Origin of the sequence: Coprococcus sp. AM11-30B (genome assembly GCF_027674365.1) — a bacterium.
Classification (GTDB): domain Bacteria; phylum Bacillota; class Clostridia; order Lachnospirales; family Lachnospiraceae; genus Allocoprococcus; species Allocoprococcus comes.
Window position 1 is genome coordinate 83,661 of sequence record NZ_JAQDVB010000004.1, and the last position, 19,889, is coordinate 103,549.

At 40.9% G+C, this 19,889-nt stretch carries 21 protein-coding genes and 1 pseudogene; 2 read left to right on the top strand and 20 right to left on the bottom strand.

From position 1 onward, the window contains the following. Positions 1-413 precede the first annotated feature (413 nt). From hydE to PGU50_RS03340, 7 genes are all read right to left on the bottom strand, one after another. Positions 414-1,460 (bottom strand): [FeFe] hydrogenase H-cluster radical SAM maturase HydE, encoded by a 1,047-nt coding sequence (gene hydE / locus PGU50_RS03310; RefSeq protein ID WP_270246126.1) that lies wholly within the window; start codon positions 1,458-1,460, stop codon positions 414-416. 73 nt (positions 1,461-1,533) lie between these two features. Next, entirely contained in the window at positions 1,534-1,953 is a 420-nt protein-coding gene (locus tag PGU50_RS03315; protein ID WP_270246127.1) for a hypothetical protein, read from the bottom strand. Then, entirely contained in the window at positions 1,950-3,467 is a 1,518-nt protein-coding gene (locus PGU50_RS03320) for a Y-family DNA polymerase (RefSeq protein WP_117556634.1), read from the bottom strand. The genes PGU50_RS03315 and PGU50_RS03320 overlap by 4 nt, the downstream gene beginning before the upstream one ends. A gap of 96 nt (positions 3,468-3,563) precedes the next feature. After that, positions 3,564-4,427 carry a glycoside hydrolase family 25 protein gene (locus PGU50_RS03325; protein WP_118217764.1) on the bottom strand — a complete coding sequence of 288 codons (864 nt, stop codon included), beginning with the start codon at positions 4,425-4,427 and terminating at the stop codon, positions 3,564-3,566. A 172-nt stretch (positions 4,428-4,599) separates the two neighbouring features. Continuing rightward, a complete protein-coding gene (locus PGU50_RS03330) occupies positions 4,600-5,346 on the bottom strand; it encodes an IS1096 element passenger TnpR family protein (RefSeq protein WP_182450923.1) in 747 nt (248 codons plus the stop codon). Positions 5,347-5,617: 271 nt separating this feature from the next. Further along, the gene (locus tag PGU50_RS03335) at positions 5,618-5,860 is read right to left on the bottom strand and encodes a hypothetical protein (protein ID WP_182450933.1); all 243 of its coding nucleotides are present in this window, start codon (positions 5,858-5,860) and stop codon (positions 5,618-5,620) included. A 103-nt stretch (positions 5,861-5,963) separates the two neighbouring features. Continuing rightward, entirely contained in the window at positions 5,964-7,361 is a 1,398-nt protein-coding gene (locus tag PGU50_RS03340; protein WP_118217762.1) for an ATP-binding protein, read from the bottom strand. A gap of 734 nt (positions 7,362-8,095) precedes the next feature. Between PGU50_RS03340 and PGU50_RS18105 the strand changes: the two genes are divergently transcribed. Next, the gene (locus PGU50_RS18105) at positions 8,096-8,275 is read left to right on the top strand and encodes a Fic family protein (RefSeq protein ID WP_334294844.1); all 180 of its coding nucleotides are present in this window, start codon (positions 8,096-8,098) and stop codon (positions 8,273-8,275) included. Between the two features lie 57 nt (positions 8,276-8,332). Beyond that, the gene (locus tag PGU50_RS03345) at positions 8,333-8,524 is read left to right on the top strand and encodes a DUF6219 family protein (protein ID WP_055247149.1); all 192 of its coding nucleotides are present in this window, start codon (positions 8,333-8,335) and stop codon (positions 8,522-8,524) included. A gap of 59 nt (positions 8,525-8,583) precedes the next feature. Here PGU50_RS03345 and PGU50_RS03350 read toward each other — a convergent pair whose 3' ends face one another. The 13 genes and pseudogenes from PGU50_RS03350 to PGU50_RS03410 form a co-directional block, all read right to left on the bottom strand. Beyond that, a complete protein-coding gene (locus PGU50_RS03350) occupies positions 8,584-8,907 on the bottom strand; it encodes a hypothetical protein (protein ID WP_147357692.1) in 324 nt (107 codons plus the stop codon). 111 nt (positions 8,908-9,018) lie between these two features. After that, complete coding sequence (locus PGU50_RS03355; RefSeq protein ID WP_243034349.1) at positions 9,019-9,789, bottom strand: hypothetical protein; 771 nt, start codon at positions 9,787-9,789, stop codon at positions 9,019-9,021. Position 9,790: 1 nt separating this feature from the next. After that, a complete protein-coding gene (gene gloA2 / locus PGU50_RS03360; protein ID WP_118217759.1) occupies positions 9,791-10,174 on the bottom strand; it encodes an SMU1112c/YaeR family gloxylase I-like metalloprotein in 384 nt (127 codons plus the stop codon). Positions 10,175-10,315: 141 nt separating this feature from the next. Then, positions 10,316-10,645, bottom strand: a complete 330-nt coding sequence (locus PGU50_RS03365; protein ID WP_118217758.1) for a hypothetical protein — start codon at positions 10,643-10,645, stop codon at positions 10,316-10,318. Positions 10,646-10,709: 64 nt separating this feature from the next. Beyond that, positions 10,710-11,642 (bottom strand): hypothetical protein, encoded by a 933-nt coding sequence (locus PGU50_RS03370; protein WP_118217757.1) that lies wholly within the window; start codon positions 11,640-11,642, stop codon positions 10,710-10,712. A gap of 131 nt (positions 11,643-11,773) precedes the next feature. Beyond that, complete coding sequence (locus tag PGU50_RS03375) at positions 11,774-12,676, bottom strand: sugar phosphate nucleotidyltransferase (RefSeq protein ID WP_118217756.1); 903 nt, start codon at positions 12,674-12,676, stop codon at positions 11,774-11,776. A 219-nt stretch (positions 12,677-12,895) separates the two neighbouring features. After that, positions 12,896-13,582, bottom strand: a pseudogene (locus PGU50_RS03380) (phosphoglucosamine mutase); the annotation flags it as partial. A gap of 40 nt (positions 13,583-13,622) precedes the next feature. Beyond that, positions 13,623-14,564 carry an acyltransferase family protein gene (locus PGU50_RS03385; protein WP_270246128.1) on the bottom strand — a complete coding sequence of 314 codons (942 nt, stop codon included), beginning with the start codon at positions 14,562-14,564 and terminating at the stop codon, positions 13,623-13,625. A 52-nt stretch (positions 14,565-14,616) separates the two neighbouring features. After that, positions 14,617-14,850 (bottom strand): hypothetical protein, encoded by a 234-nt coding sequence (locus tag PGU50_RS03390; RefSeq protein WP_270246129.1) that lies wholly within the window; start codon positions 14,848-14,850, stop codon positions 14,617-14,619. A 77-nt stretch (positions 14,851-14,927) separates the two neighbouring features. Then, positions 14,928-16,331 (bottom strand): lipopolysaccharide biosynthesis protein, encoded by a 1,404-nt coding sequence (locus PGU50_RS03395; RefSeq protein WP_118217754.1) that lies wholly within the window; start codon positions 16,329-16,331, stop codon positions 14,928-14,930. Between the two features lie 18 nt (positions 16,332-16,349). Continuing rightward, positions 16,350-17,330, bottom strand: coding sequence for a nitroreductase family protein (locus PGU50_RS03400; RefSeq protein ID WP_118217753.1), 981 nt, complete (start codon positions 17,328-17,330; stop codon positions 16,350-16,352). Beyond that, positions 17,323-18,552 carry a polysaccharide pyruvyl transferase family protein gene (locus PGU50_RS03405; protein ID WP_118217752.1) on the bottom strand — a complete coding sequence of 410 codons (1,230 nt, stop codon included), beginning with the start codon at positions 18,550-18,552 and terminating at the stop codon, positions 17,323-17,325. Before PGU50_RS03405 ends, PGU50_RS03400 begins: the two co-directional genes overlap by 8 nt. Positions 18,553-18,620: 68 nt before the next feature. Beyond that, the gene (locus PGU50_RS03410) at positions 18,621-19,874 is read right to left on the bottom strand and encodes an O-antigen ligase family protein (RefSeq protein ID WP_182450921.1); all 1,254 of its coding nucleotides are present in this window, start codon (positions 19,872-19,874) and stop codon (positions 18,621-18,623) included. Between the last annotated feature and the right edge of the window lie 15 nt (positions 19,875-19,889).

Consider the following 19,889-nt stretch of genomic DNA (forward strand, 5'->3'; position numbering starts at 1 on the left):
CTTTTACGGTTCCATTCCCCGGTGTCCGGTTTGTATATATGGTTATCTATATACAATTTCCATATGCTTCAAAATAAAATATTCTATTTCTGATACCGCATGTTACAAGAAAGGCTTGCGGTCTTTTATTAGAAACGGCTAAATCAAGTTCCTCCTGTTCTTACGCGTATAAGTATTGTCGACTTCTATATAGTAGCATATCTGCGGTGTACTTTCCTAGTGGTAAAAAGGGAGATTCTTTTGCTACTGAAAATACCAGTTTGACAGCTTGCGAAATCCACTGAAATGTATCGAAAAATGTTTTCTTTCTCCGAATTCCTTTTAATTTTTCAAAATAAATTTTCTTCTTTGTAATATCTGTTTAAAATCAGAAACAGGATTTTAGTGATTTTTTACAGAAAATCCGTTCGATTCTACACTGCATCACCACGCTCTGTCACCAGCTCATATCCAACACTTGCTACTCGTCTCCCCATACATCCGCGACATTCTGCTGCCTCTTCACCGGTACAGATCTTGTTGTCATACAGCTCATACTGCTTCCGGTTCTTTACCGGTGAAAGGTTCGGCATCACAACATTCGCCCCGGCCTGCAGACCTTTTTCCCTGCCGAGTGGATCCATCGTACCAAGTGCTGTTGTTGCCGGAAGAAGTACCTTCGGCAGCAGGATTCGGATCACAGCGAGCAAAAACAGTGTCATCTCGACACTTCCTGCCGGTTCTTTTGCAAACTGCGTATCGTGGTGTGGGATAAACGGTCCGATTCCCACCATCTCCGGCTGCAATTCCTTCAGAAATACCAGATCCTCTGCAAGATCCTCTGTCGTCTGATAAGGTGAACCAACCATCATGCCAGCCCCCACCTGATAACCAAGCTTCTTCAGATCATACAGACAATTCTTACGAACGGCAAGGCTCATCTTCTCCGGATGCAGTTTCCGGTAATGCTCCTCATTCGCCGTTTCATGGCGAAGCAGATACCGGTCTGCTCCAGCTTCCCGAAATCTTTTGTAACTCTCATAAGACTTCTCTCCGATAGACAAAGTCAGTGCACATTCCGGATATGCTTCCTTGATTTTTTTAATAATCTCTACCATCCGGTCATCCGTATAATAAGCATCTTCTCCGCCCTGTAGCACAAACGTCCGGAATCCAAGCTCATACCCATTCTCACAGCATGCCATAATCTCATCCTCTGTCAGACGGTAGCGCTTTGCATTCGTATTACTCTTGCGGATTCCGCAGTAATAGCAGTCATTCTTACAATAATTGGTATATTCGATCAGCCCTCTGGTAAATACCTTTTTCCCGTAATAAATCTCCCGGATACGGACTGCTTCCTCTTTCAATTTCCGGACTGCCTCCGGATCTTCTGCGCATTTTATCAATTCGACAAAATCCGGTTTCGTAAAATCCGGATTTTCGATGAATCTTTCGTAAACTGGTTTCATTCTTTCCATTCTCCCTGCCTGGTTTTCTGTATCTTTTCTGAATTTATGGGCATTTGTCCATGAAATTATAAAATTTATTCTATCACACTTCGTCAGCTGCGGCAATCACTCCATCAATGTCTACGATTTCATCAAGTGGAATCCTGTCTCCACTCTGCAGTACGATTTCATTCAGATAGGTGTCAATCCTCCGGATACAACCGGACTTCTTCTGGTAAGAGCCACCTTCCTTTTTCTGATCCGGTACAAAATATTCAAAATCCACTTCCCGTGGTTCCTGACTCTGGCATACTTCCCGTAAATACAGATCCAATATCTGTCTGCAATCCTCACTGAGTCTGCGTTTCCGCCCGGTCAGTCTTTCGGTCTCCCTGATTGCATCTTTATGTCCGGTCAGCGCTGCAAACGGGGCAAACTGCGCCGCTCTGTCCTGCCTTGACATCTGCGGATGTCTGACCGATACATGATGCGGTAAATGAATGATATCCTCGTATCCTGTCATGCCTTATGTCCTCCGATCTGCTCATTCCGCGCTTTGGTAGTGGCTCCTTCCTGAAAATTAAGTCCCTTCAGAATTGCATTCTTCCCATACTTCTTCTTAATCGAAAGCACTGCCTCCTGCATCTTCTTCTCCCGTTCAACCTTCTCATCCTGCTGCTTCTTTTCATTACCTCCGGTAAAATCAGTAAACAGATCCAGTTGCCGAAATTCTGTCTTATCTGCCGCTTTCTTTTCATCCAATACGTGATTCGCCGCCATCGAAATCCGCCGCACCATCAAATGCGGATTCACAATCCGATCATACAGTTTCATCACCGCATCCGTTATCATTCTCGCAGAAGCTGTATACTCTCGTAGATTCGCTGTTCCATGTGCATGCTTTGGAATCTTTCTTCCATACCGGTCCACTGTCACCTCCCCTGTATAACCTTTTCCACTTGTCAGATTCTCGATATCATATCCGACAGTCAGCACGATCTGATCCGTAACCAGATGCTTTTCTACAAGATCAAGTGTCAAAAGGTCCAGCATCTCTTTAACCACAATTTTCGCCTTTTGGGCATCATACGGGCAATGTAGTACCTGTCCTGCACCAACACTGTTATGCTCCGGCTGATACGCTTTTACATCTGCAATCGTACACGGTTCCCAGCCCCAGGCATGATCGATCAGAAGTTCTGCATTCACACCGAACATTTTATACAAAAGCTCTTCGTTATAAAATTCATTCTCTTTTCCAACCGAACATCTGGCAATATCTCCCATGGTATACAGTCCACATTGTTCCAGCTTTTTCGCATAGCCTCTTCCCACACGCCAAAAATCCGTAAGCGGTCTGTGATTCCACAAAGATCTGCGATAACTCATCTCATCCAGACTTGCAAACCGGAAACCATTCTCATCCGGTTCGCTATGCTTTGCCATGATATCCATCGCAATCTTTGCCAGATACAGATTCGTACCAATTCCAGCTGTCGCCGTAATCCCGGTCTGCTCATAGATTTCCCGCATTATCTTTCCTGCAAGTTCTTCCGGTGTCAGCCGGTAAGTATGCAGATAATCGGTAACATCCATAAAAACCTCATCGATTGAATAGACATGTATGTCTTCCGGTGCAACATACTTCAGGTAAATGTCATAAATCCGGGTGCTGTACTTCATATAGAGTGCCATCCTCGGAACCGCCGTGATATAATCCAGTGCAAAGCTCTGGTCTGCCTTTAATTCCCCGGTGTCACAGGATTGCCCGGTAAATTCATGTCCTCCATTTTTCCGCTTTCGCTCGCCGTTGATCTCCTTCACCTTCCGGACAACCTCAAAAAGTCTTGCCCTTCCCGGAATCCCATATGCTTTCAGCGCAGGAGAAACAGCAAGACAGATCGTCTTCGTTGTCCTCTCCGGATCGGCTACAACCAGATTCGTCGTAAGCGGATCCAAATTCCGTTCCTTGCACTCCACCGAAGCATAGAAAGATTTCAGATCAATTGCTACATAACTGCGTGTCTGCTCCGGCATTCGCTGCACCTCCTAACATTTTCGCAAGAGAACATATGTTCTTTTTCAATTATACTATATTTTTTCGCCGACCACAAGATTACAACTATAGATTTTTTATTTTTTAAGCAGTTGGATATTCAGATCCACATTTCCTTCAATCCCCGGCACGCTTCCTGTACTGGAATACTGCCACATACTGAACCTATACGGCGTCTGCGGAAGTTCTTCATAATCTGCATACCAAACCGGATAATCCAACAGCTTTTCCAGATCCAGTTCATACGCTTCCCACAGCATATTGCTGTAAATCATGGCATCATATCCCGCTTCTTCTATTTCTTTACAAAATACCTTCGCATTTTGTGTAAATTGTTCTCCCGTTACATCATCCGTCCGTGCTTCGTCTTCCAGAATATGCTCTGGATCGTACACAACCGGCATCTGAAGCTCCTGCCCTTTCAAATGTTCCAGGACAAAATCAGCCTCTTCCTTTGCCTCTTCTTCATTTACCGCCTGCGAGAAAAAATAAACACCCACATCTATTCCAGCTTTTCGGGCATTTTCCAGATTCTGTTCAAACTTCTCGTCTGCATTTAACGTACCTTCTTCACCATAGCCACGATATCCGATCCGCAAAATTGCGAACTCATAGCCTGCTGCTTTCACCTGCTCCCAGTCAATATCTCCCTGAAAAACAGATACGTCTACGCCAAGCCTTGAAGTATATTTTTTATCCTCATAACTCATCTTATTTTCATTTTTTACAAAAAGTGCTTTATCATACGGATTCTTCGCAACTGCTTCATTGATTTCCACCGTATAACGCTCTCCGTGTGCATCTACAAAATCAAGCGTATTTTTCTCATCTGTACTTTCCGCATTTTTTGCATCCGCAGAAGTTTCTGCTGTTTTCTTTCCAGAACATCCTGCAAGCAAAGCTACTAACATTCCGAAAATAATCCATCTTACTTTTTTCATCTATTCTCCATTTTTCTTCGTTATATTTTCCACAGATTCTAAAATGTAAACTGTGTATTGCTCCACAAAAGGTTATTATTTATCTCTTTTCTCTTCAAACCTGCAAGTGCAATTTTTTTATTTCAAAACATCTCATGTTATTGTTTATCAAGCCATCCTGTCATACTTTCATTTATCCAACTATTTCATCCGGTTCAAACTGCTCCGGATACACACTGCTTCCTTCATATCCGCAGACTCCCATCCTTGGCGAATTCGTAACTGGAAGTAACCACACCTCTTCACTGTCAATTTCTTCATCAAATTCGCCCTCTTCAAGCTTGTCTGCGCACTCGTCACACCAAAATGGTTCTTCACCATAAATATCCACAGCATTTATCCAGGATGCTCTGTGTTCCCCACAAATCGAACACTGAAATTCCGGTGGATTGTTTCTGGATAATATCACCACTTTTTTACTCTGCTTTGGTGCATTATAATAATTCAATACTTTGATCGCAAGTTCCGTAGTAGATCCAAAATCATACTCATATCCAAACAACATATCCGATTCAAGTATTTCTTTTAATTTGTGTTCCGTACTTTCTGCCGGTTCATCCCAGCAAAAATCATCATCTGGTTCCTTTTCATAGCTTACGCCATTAATCTCAAACGCACTTAAATGTCCACAGCATTCTACCCAGATATCACGGATAAACTGATCCAGATCATCCAATGTTGCATTCTCTTTGATCTGTATATTAAGCCAGTAATCTTTGTTGTACGCTCCATATAACAGCAGTTCAAAATACTTCTCTGTTTCTGTTGCCTTTTCGTATAAATCAACTCTTTTCTTACACGTTTGCAAATGTTTTACCATGCCTGTTCTGGTATATTCTTTACCGCAATATTTACAATAGCCTCTCGTACTTTTTCCCATTTGATGTTCTCCTTCACAACTTTTGTAACCCATATTACTGTAATTTATAATCCAAATTACTGTTTTGATAGTTCCAAGATAACTGTGTTTCCTATATTGTAAGGCTTTCTGATGTGTTTGTCACTCTTTTGTTTCTATCAGGTTACTAATGTAAAAGTTCGTTTACCTTTGCTTGAACAGCAGAATAATTTGGCTGCTGTACTTGGGAAGTACACACCTGTCGTGATGAGCAGTTTTCTTATTTTGATTGGATTTAAGTCTAGAGAATCTGCTATAGATTGGAGAGAACAATTCCCATGATTATTCGTGCAGTTCCACACGGCAGTCCGCAAGGATATCGTTCAGGCTTCTCATTGGAAGGGTCCAGTTTCAGGAGTTTGTTGACATCCTTCAGTCCGGACTGCGTCCCCTCGATTGACTTGTTTACACTTTCCAGTGCTTTGGAGAGCTTTGTGGTATCGCCGCCGATTTCAACGGTGATGCCCTGGATTCTGGATGCTATTTGCGTAACCACCTCCTCACAGGCATAAGAAAAGCCCATCTGCACGGAGCAGACAGACTAAAAATGGGGATAAAAATACCCTGCCAGCTTTCACCAGCAAGGTTGATTAGAATTTTTACTTGTAAAGGTCTTCCAACGTTATCAGCCGAACTTCACCTCGCTCTTGTGCCTGAAGAAGTCCATCTGTGAATCCGCCTTTCGAGAAGATATAGTAGTGATAGTTGTTGCCCTTTCCAAAAACTGAGGCATAATCCCGAATCAAATCGAGTTCATCCACACCGATTTTCTCATTCCGGTATTTGCATGAACCGATGATATAGTCTTTGCCCTCAACAGGAGTTCCAACGATATCAATCTGTATCTGCTTTTTCTTCTTCGGGTCTGTCCCCCACCACTGGCCGATTTCACTCAGCTCAATAGGAAGGCTATCCGAATAATAGAGCAGGTAATCCTGACACATCTTCTCATAAATTAGACCCATGTAATCAGGAAGATACTGTTTTACAGCGTGTGGATAGGTCTTTGCAATTCTGCCAGAGTCAATGGCACTCATATTGATTGGCACAAACCGATACCAGAAACGGAAGAAGTTATCAGCCAGCAGATAGATGGTTTTCTTACCCGGTTTTTCTGTAATCGGTGTTTCTTTCTTAGCAATGCCAAGGTCGATCAGCGTTTTCAGGTACTTCGATACGACCGAGTTTTCCTCGCCGACCTTCATCTTGATATCGTTCATTCGGGAAGCACCTTCTGCAATCGCTTTAATGATTGCATTATAAATAGCCGGCTCCCGGAGTTCCTGCTTCAGTAAGTTTCCCGGTTCCTCATACAGATAGCTGGAGCGGTCAAAGAAATTATCCAACAGAGCTTCATCCACACTATCTCGCACATCCAACTTATTGATATAGTGGGGAACTCCTCCCGTGATTCCATAAATCAGGGAATTGTCTTCTGCAGACAGATTTGGGTGGAACACAGCGGTTTCTTTATAGTCTAGCGGCTCAATCTTAAACTGACCAGTACGTCTGCCATACAACGGACTTTCTTTGCCAAGCACCTGACTCTCCATGAAGCTCATAGAGGAGCCGCAAAGAATCAGGTACATCTTGGACTCTGTCCATTTGTGATCGATGATGTGCTGCAGCATCGCTGAAATAGCTGGTTTTGCTTTTGCAAGATAAGGATACTCATCAATGACAAAGACAATCCTCTTTTCCTTTGAAAGTGCTGTCAGCTCATCCAAAGCTGCATCATAGGACCTGAACTCCGGTGCAGTCTCCATATCCGGCCGCTCAAAACTCATAATCGACTTTGAGAGAGCTTCCAGATTTCCCTTTCCTGTCGTGTTCAATGCAGAAAAGAAAATGGTAGGCTTATCTTTGCAGAACTCGTTGATCAGTGCCGTTTTACCAACACGCCGTCTGCCGTAGATGACAATGCACTCAAACTTATCACCTGCGTACCGTTTATTCAGTTTCCGCAGCTCATCCTCACGGCAATAGAATTGACTCATCTGCTCACCTCCAATAATTATACTCGTGAGTTAGTAACTCGTAAGTTACTTCTTTACGAGTATAATAAATCAGATAGTCTACAAAGTCAAGTAAAATAAGTCGAACCTTTAGAATCAATCGAAGTCCGACTGACTTGCCAGCTCTTTGTACGAATAGTCGTCATTCTGCCGTTCCGTGAACATATCGTTGACCAACCCGATGGTCGGCAGGTCGAGGTCGGCGATGCTGATACCGAGCTGTACACAGCGCAGCAAAAAGAGCGGGGTGCTTTATTCTCCCAGTCCGTACCATCGTTGCTCAGGCTGAAATCGCTGTGGCTCTGTTCGCGGCTGTCGCTGTTATGATCCAGACGGTGTGTACCAACAACATCCAACGGCATTGCCCACTTGAAGCACTTATTCAACTTATCGTACCATCCTTCCAGCAGCCTTCAGTCGGAAAGACTTTTGGTGGCAATACATCAGACTATCGTGCATGTAAGGTTTCACACGGATTAAATCTCCCTTTTGATGACACCACAGAAATTGATGGATTTGACAATCGGGTCAAATCACAATATCAAAGCGTGGTACACCAAACGGATACACTCGTTGACAATTTTCTGCATACTAAGTTCGATGAGAGAATGCGTTGGCTTATTCAGGTAATTCTCACTCTGCTTGCCGCGCATCAGTAGGCAGAGCAAGTCAGAGGGCAAGTCACAAACTCGACCGTACAGGATGATAAGGTTGCAGTGATACTTGACTTTTGTTCTATTCCACGTTCCAGGAAAGAGATTCAAGCATATCTTGGTCTCACCGGAAGAAACAACTTTAATGATAAATATTTAAAACCACTCTTAGCTTCTGGAAAACTGAAAATGACTATTCCAGACAAGCCAAACAGCCGACTACAAAAGTACGTCAAGACATAAATAAACTCCGCGGCACACCACCACGGAGAAATCTAAACATATAGGAGGACACACAAAATGAAAGCACATAAATATTGGTCACTCGGCGCACTTGCCTGCATGGCAGGGTGCTTCTACACAGGCTGCAAGAAACTGATGCAGGCTCACAAGTATTTTGCTTGTGGCTCTCTGGTCTGCATGGGCATGGCAATCTACTCAGGCCACAAAATTGCACCGAAGAAGAAAAAAGCTGAAAAGCCTGAAAAATAAGAACACACGCCGCAACAAGCGAGGGCTTTTTTGAACTCCAGAAGTTCACTTTATTTCCATCACAAACTATACGCTTCCATCATGAGCCGAATTCCGACTTTCAGGCCTTCCTCAAAAGCGGTCTTCTCCCATGCACAGCACACCGTCCCCTGCCGGTCCATGATCTTTTCCCATAGCGGAATCTTATCTCCAACATAGTCATCTACGAGTCTATTCATTCCGTTCAAGCTACGCAGCCACTCTTCCAGTTCTTTTTCCTTGGCCTTTGCTGCTTTCCCGGCATCTGTGTTTTTCTCTACTGGGTTGTTCTCCGTGTAATGCTCGTAGATCAGATCCAGCAGGTTCTCTACCGGCGGGTAATACTCCGGCTCTGTTTTCTTCAAATACTCCTCCAGCATTTCCTTCAGTTTTTCTATAATGCTACCATCCTTCCCAACTGAGATTCACATCCTCAGTTATGGCACATATTACCGCACACTTCTGTACATAGCAACCTATTTTTTGCGGTCTTTTGGACGGCCCATCTTCTCCTTTACCTTGTCCGGCACATCGATCAGCCCGAATCGATAGAACATTCCGTATATGTAGGTCACTCCCCGGATATCGCCCAAAGCTTTCGGGCGGTCTACCACTTCTCCTTTAATATTCTTCAGCGCCAGCAGCACTGAACTCCACGCTAAACTTTTACTCTTCTCCCGGCGGTCGATCCACAGCTCTTTCGTGTACTCGCCGCTTCTTCCTTTCCTCACCTCATAAGTAAATGGCAACCCGGAGTAGGTTTTGAATTTCACACCGGCATAGGCCAGAACCACTCCCCAGAAGTTCTCTTCTGTCGGATCAGCCCTCCACCGCTTCATCGCTCTGTATCTCCGCTGCCGCTCTGCTCCAACACTGATTTTTTCTTTCTCTGTACTTGGAAAATACACGCCTTTCTGATATGGCAGGTACGAGGTAACGGAGGCTTTGGAGAGTTGAAGAGTAGAGGATGTTGAGAGTATGGAGGTTTTGTAGTCTTGTGTTTCACGGTATTCTTGAAAGGTACCTTGCACCTTCTCTGCCACTTCAGATTCATACACACCGGCCGTGATGAGCAGCTTTCTTACTTTGATTGGATTTAATCCCAGTTCTTCGCCGATGGCCTGCAAGGACATCTCAGAATCATAAAGTGCCACAGCACTTTCCATCTGCTCTTTCAGATTTTTCCCGGCATCGTACTCTGGCTTCAACTTCTTCCGGCCACCGCCTGGTTTTCTTGTTTTCTTCATTTTATTCATGCAGCTCCAACGGCAGTCCGTCCGGGTCATGGAAGAAAGTCATCTTCTTGCCGGTGTAATCATCCACACGAATTGGTTCACATTCAATTCCTACCTCTGCCAACTCATTCACTGTCTGCTCCACGCTCTCCACACAAAATGCAAGATGACGCAGCCCACAGGCCTCCGGGCGGTTCACACGCTTCGGTGGGTTTTCTTCTGCAAAAATCTCCAGCTCTGTGTGTTCGTTAACACGCAGATCTAGCTTCCAGTCCTTACGCTCTGGACGGTAGTTCTCTCTGATAACAGAGAATCCCAGCTTGTTCACATAGAAATCCTTTGCAGCTTCGTAGTCAGATACGATGATTGCAATATGATGTATTTTTGATAAGTTCATTTTATATCACACTCCATTTCTTTTAATTTTGTCCTTCTTTTATTTCCATCACAAGCTATATGACAGCCTTCAAAAAATACCGTGTAAACTCCTGGAGTTCAGTTTGTCCACACGGCATTTATTTTTTTCTTGGGTTCTTGTTTATTTCAGTTTTTCGAGAATCTCATCCGCACTCATCCCGCTTGCCAGCAGCCTCTTCAGCACAGCCTCTGCTTCGGTCTTCTTCGCTTCTTCAGCGGCCTTAGCATCTGCCTTTGCCTTCTTCGATTCCAGGGATGCCACTTCTTTTTCGGCCTTCTTCAGAGCAGTCTTCTTCTCTTTCAGATCAGCCTTCAAAGTGTCAATGTTTGCGGTGATGGATGAAATCTCAGCAGTCAGGGAAGTGATAGATTCCTGCTTCTCCGCGATCTGAGATGCGTAGTCGGTACGGGTAGTTTTGGGACGGTTTTTGCTGCCTTTTGTTCTGGGCATAGGTGATAACCTCTTTCCTTTTATAGTGGTTTAAGTATAGCACTGTGTTGGGGGACGGGCAATATCATGAATTCGCAGTATAAAAATCCAAATATTTATGCTGTGTCTCACAGTATTTGATATAGCTTGTCATCAAAGAAAGGCATTGCACTCTGTCTACTTTTAATCCAGACGGGTGTGCCAGTTCATTGCGAGTTAATCTTAAATATGTAGCATATATTGCCTTTGCCGCATTATCAAGCGAAGGCGACAAACCCTTCACTGTCGGATATTTAATCTGATTTGTAGTCGCATCTTTCAACTTAAGAACTTCTAGCAATATGTTTTCATATTCCGCATACCGCTGCGAAACCACATTCTTCCCCTGTAAAGCATTTACATAAGTTGCTTGTAATGTCGGTTCTTTATTAGCAAGAAAGCTTTCCATTTTTTCTATAAGTTGCGTTGCCAAATACTCACCAGCCAATCCAAGCATAATAAGTGCTGATTCAAACGCATCTGCATTATAGCATTTTAAACTTTGTTCAATATAGAATTTTTCCCATTCATTAATAGATGAAATCGAAGAAATCTTCTGCATATAGGCATCTGGGTCATATGGAAAAATATCGCGTTCTTCTATACATTTCAATCCATATTTCGTAACATGAAAATATGGAAGGCTATCTCCGTAACCACCAATTGCACCAGGAGATAAAATATTATGATATGTCATCAAATGAGCTTCTTCATTAAACAAATCCAGATTATCATTATCTAAATTTGTATTGCTCAGATAATATGGATATTCACCCGGAACTCCCCATGCCATTGTCGGGATTTCTACCACTTTTTCTATCACGCCATGTTCAATGCCGATATACTCGACTAATGCTCGCAGAGCTGAAACAGTTCCCCTATAGCCGTACATTTCAAATGTCTTTTTCCAAGGAGTCTTTTCTGGATTTTTTTCTGCAAGAGCTTCAAATATCAAATTTCTCATTTCAAGACTTGTCATTACGAAATCCCTCCAATCTAACAGATTTCTTTTCTCACATCTCAGCCGATCATAAGATCGTTGCCTGCTGCTCACCACGGAGAGGTGTGTGATTATTACGAGCAGCGTGGGGAGCTACCGCTCCCATTATATCACAAGTCTGCAAATAGATCAGCCTTATACACGCCATCCGCCAACATTTTCTTGAAGCTGTCCTTTACTGTTGCGACATCCTCATGGTAGGTCATGCCGTACCAGGTGTCGTTGGTCTTCAGGACCTTTACGGACATCTTTCCCTGCTCCAGCAGCTCACCGATGAAGATTGGGATCAGATACTCGGCTTTCTGAGGATTGCTCGGTACTTCTTTCTCGAAAAACTCCTTGAAACCATTTTCCAGCACATCCAGAAAATCAGGAGTCAAGCCCCACATATTCATGGATACCAGAGAGTTCACATCCACAACTATGCCGTCTGCCTCTGCTCCACCTGCAGTCTTCACGATGTTCTTGGTCTCCACAACCTCAGTCAAGTTGTTATCCTCGTCCATCTTGCAGATACCACGGGTCACACCGCCATTATCAGACAGGGTGTTCTTCAGCACAAAGCCTGCCATACAGGACTTGCCGCCATTCACAAGATATTCATGGACAGCCTTAAAGCCTTCCTTGCCATAGTAATCATCTGCATTGATTACAATGAACGGGGTCTTGATTACCTTCTTCGCTGCAAGCACGGCCTGTCCGGTTCCCCACGGCTTTATACGGCCTTCCGGAAGTTCTCCCGGAATATCGTTGATATCCTGGAAAGCATAGTCAACAGTTACATTATGAGAAGAGCAAATGGAGGCAATGCGGTCACCAATAACATCTTTAAACTCCTTCTCAATATCCTTACGGATGATAAATACTACATGATTGAATCCAGCCTCAATCGCATCATGGATTGAGTAGTCCATGATAATATGGTCAGCATCATCGACCGGTTCCAACTGCTTTATTCCTGTTCCAAATCGGCTGCCGATTCCGGCCGCCATGATAAGTAATGTTGTTTTCATACTCTCTCCTTACTGTGCTTACATTGCTTTAACTGGGTATCCCTTAATACATACAGATTCGTATATTTATCTTATGATTATTTGTTCCGACCAGCTATATTCATAGGTTCTGACTCAAGTACCCGCTGAAAATTCATATTATACTTTCTTTAGAAAACTTTTAGGATATGTTCACTCATTTTATCGGTATTTCATAGGGTCTGACCTCAATATGGTCTATGCATTGTTATTGATGTTCAGACCGTTGGGCTGGTTGTTGATAACATAAGTATCTGCACCAAGAGCATCGAACACGGACTTTGCGATATTCCAAGAACTGCCGTTAGCACAGTCCAAACCAACCTTAACTCCTCTGAAAGAATAAACGCCCAGAGAAATCAGATAACCCATGTAGCGGTTACGTCCTGCTACATAGTCCACAGTGCAGCCGATATGCTCACGGTGAGCAAAAGGCAGCTCCGGCCAGTCCTTATCGAAAACATGAAGCTTGCCGTCAATGTAATCCTCTACCAGCAACAGAGTCTCCTCCGGCATCTTCTCACCATAGCAGTCGATCAGCTTGATACCGTTATCATAATACGGATTGTGGCTGGCAGAAATCATAATGCCGCAGTCGAAATCATCTACACGAGCAATGTAAGCCACAGACGGCGTGGTGGTGACGTGGAGCAGATAAGCATCTGCACCAGAAGCGGTCAGACCAGCAACCAGACTGTACTCAAACATATAAGAACTGCGGCGAGTATCCTTGCCGATGACGATACGAGCAGGATTACTGTCACCATTACGCTCACGCAGCGCATTGTAATACCACCCCAGAAAACGCCCAACCTTATAGGCATGATCTGCTGTTAGTGTAATACCAGCTTCACCACGGAAGCCGTCTGTTCCAAAGTATTTTGACATTTTTAGTTTACCTTTTTATTGTTCAATTGTTCATATAGTTTCACCCAAACAGAAACCGAATGATACCGTTATTTATCTTTTTTTCTCTATTAACAAATATTCCAAACACTATCGCAGCCACTAGGCTAACTATAAATCCGGTTAATCCATATGCAGGTTCTTTACCAACAAGCATGCCAAATATAAAGAAGAAAATCATATGAGTGTAAAACAAAACAGCACTCAATCGTCTCAAGTATAGTCCGCATTCAGCTTTTACAAATTTGAATTTCAGACTCTGAATCCAGCAAAAAAAAGACACACAAACAGCTACTCTTAAGAAAGTATTATCAAAAAACACATCTGTCGTAAACAAAACAATGAAACATAGAATAAGATACTGTTTTCCAATCAAATCAATCTTTTCCTTATATTTCCTGATAAGAGCTCCTATAAGCATGGCATATATCCCTGAAAACACTCTTCCATCAGCAATAGTCTTTTGCAGAAGAAAAGCAGCAGTTTTCAAGGTTCCTTGTAGAGAATCTTGGCTTTCTATTAAAAAGTTAGTGCCCTTAGTAGCTATAAATGATACAATAATTGCAAGAAAAACGTCTTTTTTTGGGAATCCCTTTTTAACAACAAAATAAAAAGCCATTGAAGCATACAAGGCCGCAAGCAGATACCACAAAGGATATGAAAAATAGTTTTGTCCTTGAAGCAGGATATTTCTAATATATAGAACTAACGCCTTGACAATGCCACACTTCTCAACAACTACAAATCCATATATAGCTAAAGGCAAATATATGAAACTCCATAACAGGTAAGTCTTCAAAAATTTATTTATTTGTCTTTTCAATTTATTTTGGTTGAAAACGCATTCATACGGTACAAGCAGGCTTCCGAACACTAAATACCCTGTAGATGTAAAAAAGAAAGGAACCGATAACGCAACAACCGTATCATACAAATCTTTTTTCCATCCTACCACTCCTATCATGGGTTCTGTGTGTATAGCAACAACACATATAGCCATCAAGAACTTTACAACATCAATTGCTCTGCTCTGCTCTGCTCTGCTCTGCTCTGCTCTGCTCTGCTCTGCTCTGCTCTGCTCTGCTCTGCTCTGCTCTGCTCTGCTCTGCTCTGCTCTGCTCTGCTCTGCTCTGCTCTGCTCTGCTCTGCTCTGCTCTGCTCTGCTCTGCTCTGCTCTGCTCTGCTCTGCTCTGCTCTGCTCTGCTCTGCTCTGCTCTGCTCTGCTCTGCTCTGCTCTGCTCTGCTCTCAAGATTTTATTCCTCTTTCACTTTATGTCAACAGTTTATATTTCACATTACAAATTTCGCAGTCCTTTTTTCTCAGTAGTCACTTCTTTAAAAATTTACGCACAATTTTTTTAATAATTTGAATATTTTGAGTAATATTATAAACAATGGCAAAAAGAAAACAAGTCGCTATTGTTAGCATATTAGACTGATTCAAACAAACTGCAGCTACAAGGAAACAACTCATTCCAATTACAATTTCTCTTTTATTATATTTGATTTCAATAACCTTATTAAGATCAACTGCTCTATAAACCGCAATCACCAAAAAAGATACCGCAGTTGAAATGGATGCAGCGTACAGCCCAATTTTCCCAATAAGAAAAATATTAATTAATGCATTGATTGCAGCACCGGCAACCGATGAATATCCCACCTGTTTTGTTCTTTTTAATGCAATATAGATTCCACTGTAAAAATTAACAAGACTATTAAAGAATATTCCAAAGTACAATATTGGCACCTGAAAAAAAGCAGTTCCATAATCGCCTTTAACCAGCACTTTAAAAATAATAGGGGTCGCTGCTATCAAAGCTAACATAACTCCAATCAAAAACTTAAATAAACCAGAAAAGAGTTTTGTGTAATATTCAGCGGGATCCCCATCATCAGAAACTTTTGAAGCGGTTTCTGTCCACGCCAAATTAAAAATACCGTACGCAGTACTATATAACGAAGGTATTTTATTGGCAACAGCATAGATTCCATTTGCCGCCGCGCCCATAAAGTTAATGATAATCAAACGATCTGACAGGTTTACAACCCATAATGCAATAGAACTAGGAACAATAGGCATTGAAAAATCAAGCAGTTCCTTAAGCGCCTTTCTGGAAAACTCGTCCAGTTTAAAATAGGCAAGCATACCAGATACGAATACCATATAGAGATCTGAACTCAAGTAGCCTATTGTTAGAGATATAATCACCCCTTGAAGACCCAAATGAAATCCCATCAGCATAACGGCTGTTGCAGCAAGATTGACCGCTGAATAAACCACAACACTTACAGAATATTTAGCATTGTATCCTAAACCACGAACGATTTGCCCCAAAAGTGAATAAAGAGCTTCGCTTAAAAAAAGCAAACAAATTAAAACTGCCGATAATGAATCGATTTTGAATAGTCTCAAAATCAAATACACAATCGGATAACATACTACAGACGATATGCCAATATAAACCAGCGACCCTGTCACATAAAGCGTTTTATTTTCAGCGCTCTTCGATGCAAGCAAGTAACGAAATACTGCTTGCTGTATTTGCATGGTTACAACCGGAATCAATAAACTCGCAATGCTTAAAATCAGATCGTAATTTCCATATTCTTCTGTTGTTAAGTATGATGTTAACAGCGGCAACAACACAATTGCCAAAAATTTAGGAATTAGCTGTCCAATTCCAAGTATAACTGTATTTATAGCTAGTTCTTTATTTCTATCTACCATATTAACAAATGTTCCTTCTTATTTTACAATAAACACATCCTCAACATTCTTTCGTAGTGACATCGCATAGGAAAATTCATTTTTATAATATCCAGTTGCAACAAACAAAATAATACGCTCGTTCTCCGGAATATTTTTGCAAATTTCCTTGAATTTTTTATTTTTCTTATAGTATTCGCCATTTTGGAGAATACAACTTCCAATTCCATAATAATGTAATGCCTCAACAAGAGCCATTGAAAACAGTCCGGCTTCAACATATACTTGATTTCTCTCAAACGTGTCATAAAACGCAGAGACGTCTGCCGTAACAACAAGATAATTTGGTACCTCTTGCTGAAAACCAGTATTTCCTGCAATCAATTCTCCTAGAGCATCATTTGTTGCCTTATCCTTATACAAATAAACTTTACTAGCTTGCCGATTACATGCAGTTGGAGCTTTTTGCGCGATTTTAATAGCTTTTTCCACATCTTCAATGATAAGGGATTTACTTTCAAACTGCCGCATTGAATGTCGACTATAAAAAAACTCTGGAAAAGGCTTGTCTATATTACTCATTAGATTTGCTCGTGTATCATACTTGATGCCTGCTGTAAGACCATCAATCCGATATGTATCATATGTTTTCAGTTTTTCCACCATAGCAGCATTTTCATAGCCAAGTCCTTTTTGCATGTCAACATAAGCATTCAAGACAATAATTGCATCTTGAAATGGCATACCATCGGAAGGGTATCCCATTTTCAAGTATTGATCCATCATTTCAAAAAGCACTGCAATCTTTTGCTGTCCGAAGCCTTTACGTGGTTCTGACAGTGACATACCTTTTTCAATCATATGGGTCTGACGCAGTATTTTCGATTCCTGTGCTGCTCTTGTAACGACTTTAGGATTATTATAATTCCATCTCCTATAATTACAGTAATCACGCCAAAATTCATATATCATCGAAAATCTATCAATGATGAATTTAATTTTTTTCTTTAATTCAGGCATTTGTTGCTCCTTTTTCTTGCAAGAAATTAACTACAATTTCCGTTGTTTTATACGCCTGTTGCTTCATATCCGAATGAATATTTTTCAACCTATTTTTATAAGCATCATGATTTGCTTCCAGTTGCCCAAACTTTGCAAATAATGTTTTCTCTGACAACTCATTCAAATCAATACAGTACTCACTCAAACCTATAGATTGCATAAATCCCTTCATTTTTTGCTCATACGATACTGATACAAATGGGATTCCCATTTTTGCCGAAAAAATATTACTATGATATCTCATACCGACTACAGCGTATAACTTGCCAATAACATATTGCTGAAAGTAAGTATCTCGTTCTTCCGAAAAAGCATCAATCATAAACGTATCAGAGTCTAACATGTAATCATTCATGACCTTTGTATCATTCAAGTTACCATATAGCTGTGGAATAAAAATAACGCCATATCCTTCTTTGACTTTTTGAGTTATAAATACCTTGAATGCTGTTGGAATCTGTTCTATTATCTTTTCATTTTTATGTACTGGATGCCACTTTAAATCCGTTATTGTGATGCCTATACATTTTTCGTGGTTCTCAATAAAATTTTTGAGCTCTGGATAGTTATTGTATTTCGTTTCGTTTTTATCAATATCAATATCATGCTGTAATGCTGAGTCCAACGCCTGTTCAACCTCAACACCCGGCAAAAAGTCCTTAACATATTTTACCGAAATAGGATCTCGTAAAACAATTCTTTCTGCACCAGAAATCACTTCTTTTCTAAGTTTATTTCTAGATGCGCAATTAAAAGGTCCCATTGATGGAGCATAAAAAATATATGGAATCCCCATTCGACGGATTAAATTCAAACGCCATAAATACAGTTTTTCCGCTTTAAAATATGTATCGCCAATGGATGGACCTCCTGGTGCATGTAAGACAACATCCGCTTCTTTTAATGCACGAATAAATTTTCTTGCTTCTTTTGTAAATGCAAACTTCCCTTTAAACAACAGAACAATGAAAAATTCCAATTGCGCCATTCTCGATTCAAGCTTCGGAAAGCGATCAATTTGGATTACATTTTCCGGCATACCAGGATATGGTGTAAATCCATTATTAGAAATCGTAATCGTGGCTCCCGGATATTTTATAAGGAGTTCGTCAACCATTGCTTTAACAGCAGCTTCATCTCCTCTATTTGCGTTATGTGAATGAATAACAAGTATATTCACAATATTACCTCCTCTATAGTCAACTGTCTTTTCTTTACTTTCTATTGGATAAGGAATCTAACTCTGCCTCATATCCTCTCGTCATTTTGTTTCTCTTTTCTTAACAGTATGCATATAAACATCCAAAGCAAGAAAGTGACACTCAACTCTTCTGTAATCTGTAAAATAGTATCTTCAATAAGAATACATATTACAATGCCCAAAGCTAGAGCAATATATTGATTGCCTTCTTTACGGGCTTTTCGCAATCCAGCATGTACTGTACTAAAAAAGAACATGTAGTATACAACCGCTACAACAGCTCCTAATTCAAGAAATCTCTTAAGTAACCCACTCTCTGTGACAAATCCTCCCCAATTCGCCTTTGCTCTAGCACCTGTTGCGGCCGGTCCAATTCCGAATATCCAATTTGTCTTCTCCTTAAATTTTTCTATGGAATAAAGCCAGCAATCTATTCTACCCGTATTAGATGCACTATTCTCAGACCAGTCAAAAATGGATTGTAGTCTATTCAAATAAAAAGCAATAGTCGAATTATTTCTACTCAAGGTAGTTCCCAAAATCGCTAACAACATTCCAATGATAAACATTATCAATATAACTTTAAAAACCTTTAAAAGATTCACTCTTCCGCCAATATAAACATAAATAACTATTGCACTTATGACAAACGCTACTAATGGTCCTCTTGATGAAGACATAAGCAACCCAACTACATTTATAATCAAACAAATTAGATTAAGTTTGCTTGTATTTGTATAAAAATCATAAAACGAAACAACCGAAATCATTGCCATTATTGTTCCAAATGTAAGGAATGACCCTGAAAATACCATTGCTCTTATCACACGCGAACCATTATACATTATTCCTAAATATTCATTTTGAATAATATATGAGCCAGAAAACACCTCGTATATGGCAAATATAGAGAGAACCACTCCAATAGTCTTGAATAAATTTAGTATTTTCCTAATTTCACAGTATTCCAATAAATACAGAATAGATGGTATCATCATCATAAAAAAAACATACTGATAAAAAGCAAGATTTCTTTGGCTACTATTTTCAACATTTATTACTTGAATCAAAAATAATTCAATACAAAACATGTACAGAATCACACTGTCTTTTGCAGTTGTCTGTATTTTTCCCTTATTTACTAATAACCTCTTTCCGTAGCCGATCAATCCAATAAGTATTACGCAGAAAAAAAAATATTTAAAAACCATTCCAAACTTTGTATCCCAAAAATTAAAAGAACACAAATATATTATGCAATACAGAAGCAAACTTTCATTTATCTGTGTTTTTTTAATCATAAAATACCTCCAGTC

Coding starts and splice junctions, on each gene's coding strand:
- PGU50_RS03355 (WP_243034349.1), bottom strand. CDS start 9,789: ATGAAGAAAACAAGAAAACCAGGCGGTGGCCGGAAGAAGTTGAAGCCA.
- PGU50_RS03395 (WP_118217754.1), bottom strand. CDS start 16,331: ATGGTAGATAGAAATAAAGAACTAGCTATAAATACAGTTATACTTGGA.
- PGU50_RS03320 (WP_117556634.1), bottom strand. CDS start 3,467: ATGCCGGAGCAGACACGCAGTTATGTAGCAATTGATCTGAAATCTTTC.
- PGU50_RS03330 (WP_182450923.1), bottom strand. CDS start 5,346: ATGGGAAAAAGTACGAGAGGCTATTGTAAATATTGCGGTAAAGAATAT.
- PGU50_RS03365 (WP_118217758.1), bottom strand. CDS start 10,645: ATGCCCAGAACAAAAGGCAGCAAAAACCGTCCCAAAACTACCCGTACC.
- PGU50_RS03400 (WP_118217753.1), bottom strand. CDS start 17,330: ATGCCTGAATTAAAGAAAAAAATTAAATTCATCATTGATAGATTTTCG.
- PGU50_RS03375 (WP_118217756.1), bottom strand. CDS start 12,676: ATGAAAACAACATTACTTATCATGGCGGCCGGAATCGGCAGCCGATTT.
- PGU50_RS03315 (WP_270246127.1), bottom strand. CDS start 1,953: ATGACAGGATACGAGGATATCATTCATTTACCGCATCATGTATCGGTC.
- PGU50_RS03325 (WP_118217764.1), bottom strand. CDS start 4,427: ATGAAAAAAGTAAGATGGATTATTTTCGGAATGTTAGTAGCTTTGCTT.
- PGU50_RS03410 (WP_182450921.1), bottom strand. CDS start 19,874: ATGATTAAAAAAACACAGATAAATGAAAGTTTGCTTCTGTATTGCATA.
- PGU50_RS03345 (WP_055247149.1), top strand. CDS start 8,333: ATGAAAGCACATAAATATTGGTCACTCGGCGCACTTGCCTGCATGGCA.
- PGU50_RS03385 (WP_270246128.1), bottom strand. CDS start 14,564: ATGATAGGAGTGGTAGGATGGAAAAAAGATTTGTATGATACGGTTGTT.
- PGU50_RS03340 (WP_118217762.1), bottom strand. CDS start 7,361: ATGAGTCAATTCTATTGCCGTGAGGATGAGCTGCGGAAACTGAATAAA.
- hydE (WP_270246126.1), bottom strand. CDS start 1,460: ATGGAAAGAATGAAACCAGTTTACGAAAGATTCATCGAAAATCCGGAT.
- gloA2 (WP_118217759.1), bottom strand. CDS start 10,174: ATGAACTTATCAAAAATACATCATATTGCAATCATCGTATCTGACTAC.
- PGU50_RS03370 (WP_118217757.1), bottom strand. CDS start 11,642: ATGACAAGTCTTGAAATGAGAAATTTGATATTTGAAGCTCTTGCAGAA.